Source organism: Crenothrix sp. (genome assembly GCF_043729335.1).
GTDB lineage: Bacteria > Pseudomonadota > Gammaproteobacteria > Methylococcales > Methylomonadaceae > Crenothrix.
In genome coordinates this window covers 1-1503 of record NZ_JAYTLQ010000039.1, presented here as the reverse complement: position 1 = coordinate 1503, position 1503 = coordinate 1, and the positions used below count along the sequence as shown (strand labels likewise).

Sequence of the window (1503 nt, the reverse complement as noted above, 5' to 3'; positions counted from 1 at the left end):
CCGTCTGCCGATGTGTTCTGGAAATTTCTGACCGATTTTATTGAGGGGCGTGAACCTGCGTTGCCTTATGAGTTGGTGCATTATGATTAATAATCACTTCCCAAATTTCCTGAAAATGGATGTATTCTGTGTACTTTTAAGGAAACAATAAATTAATGAGAAAAGCATGAAAACGAAAGAACTGATTGCTGAAGCTGTTTCCTTGCCTGTCGAAGAAAGGGCATTGATTGTTGATTCTTTGCTGAGAAGCTTAAACACGCCTGAATCCGCTATTGACAAAAAATGGGTTGCAGTGGCGAAGAACCGCCTTCAACAGTTAAGAACCGGTGAAGTAACGGCTATTTCCAGTGAAGAGGTGTTTAAAAAAATAGCGGCCCGATTTCAGCTATGAATGTACTGTTTCATCCAGATGCTGAATTGGAATTCAATGAAGCTATTGGTTATTACGAAGCCATAGAAAATGGGCTGGGTTACGATTTTTCACTAGAAATTGCTGCTACCCTAGCCAGAGTTGTCGCTTTTCCAAAGGCATGGCCAACCATTGAAGGCGAGATTCGGCGGGCTTTAGCGAGGCGGTTTCCATACGGTATTTTGTATGCCGAAGATGAAGATAACGTCAGTGTTGTTGCCGTTATGCACCTACACAGAGACCCCACATATTGGAAGTATAGAATTTAGAGGGTTGTCGGCGTTTGAGTAATTCAACACATCGCGTATTGTAGAGACGCAAAATCTTGCGTCTCTACGCCGCAACAAACGGGCATAACCATGTACGAACATTTAGAAACCGCTAAAAACCCTGAAAACCTGAAACGCGTGGTCGTTGATCCTGTCTCTCGCGTCGAAGGCCACGGCAAAGTCACTTTATTGCTGGATGCAGATAACAAAGTTCAGCAAGCCAGACTGCATATTGTTGAATTCCGCGGTTTTGAGCGCTTTATTCAAGGCCGACCGTATTGGGAATTGCCGGTTTTAGTGCAGCGTCTATGTGGCATTTGTCCGGTGAGCCATCATTTAGCCGCTGCTAAAGCTATAGACCAACTGGTCGGTATTGATCCTGAAAACTTACCCGTTTCAGCGGACAAATTAAGACGTCTCCTGCATTTTGGGCAAGTTCTGCAATCCCACTCCCTGCATTTCTTTCATTTATCCAGCCCTGATTTATTGTTTGGTTTTGAAAGCGATATCAGCAAGCGTTCTATTATTGCCGTGCTAGGTGAATTTCCGGATCTTGGCCTACAAGGCGTAAAGATGCGTAAATACGGTCAGGAAGTGATACGCATGGTATCGGGCAAACGTATTCACGGTACCGGAGCGATTGCGGGCGGCATGAATAAATCGTTGACTAAAGCCGAACGTGATTATTTGCTGGAAGATAGTGACCAGATGATTGAGTGGGCCGCAGCTTCGGTCGCACTCATTAAAAAAGTGCATTGCTCCAATCTGCCTTATTATGATGACTTCGCTACCATACGCACCAATTATCTGAGCTTAACCAAACCC

The 1503-nt window shown here is 44.6% G+C and carries 3 protein-coding genes and 1 pseudogene; all 4 read left to right on the top strand.

Annotated elements, in window-relative coordinates; all coding sequences use genetic code 11:
- Positions 1 to 90: pseudogene (locus ACHZC4_RS08765) on the top strand (NADP oxidoreductase); the annotation flags it as partial.
- Between the two features lie 76 nt (positions 91 to 166).
- Positions 167 to 391 carry an addiction module protein gene (locus ACHZC4_RS08760; RefSeq protein WP_394753455.1) on the top strand — a complete coding sequence of 75 codons (225 nt, stop codon included), beginning with the start codon at positions 167 to 169 and terminating at the stop codon, positions 389 to 391.
- On the top strand, positions 388 to 678 hold the full coding sequence (locus ACHZC4_RS08755; protein ID WP_394753454.1) for a type II toxin-antitoxin system RelE/ParE family toxin: 291 nt from the start codon (positions 388 to 390) through the stop codon (positions 676 to 678). Before ACHZC4_RS08760 ends, ACHZC4_RS08755 begins: the two co-directional genes overlap by 4 nt.
- A 90-nt stretch (positions 679 to 768) precedes the next feature.
- On the top strand, positions 769 to 1503 hold a 735-nt coding region (locus tag ACHZC4_RS08750; RefSeq protein WP_394753453.1), incomplete at its 3' end, for a Ni/Fe hydrogenase subunit alpha.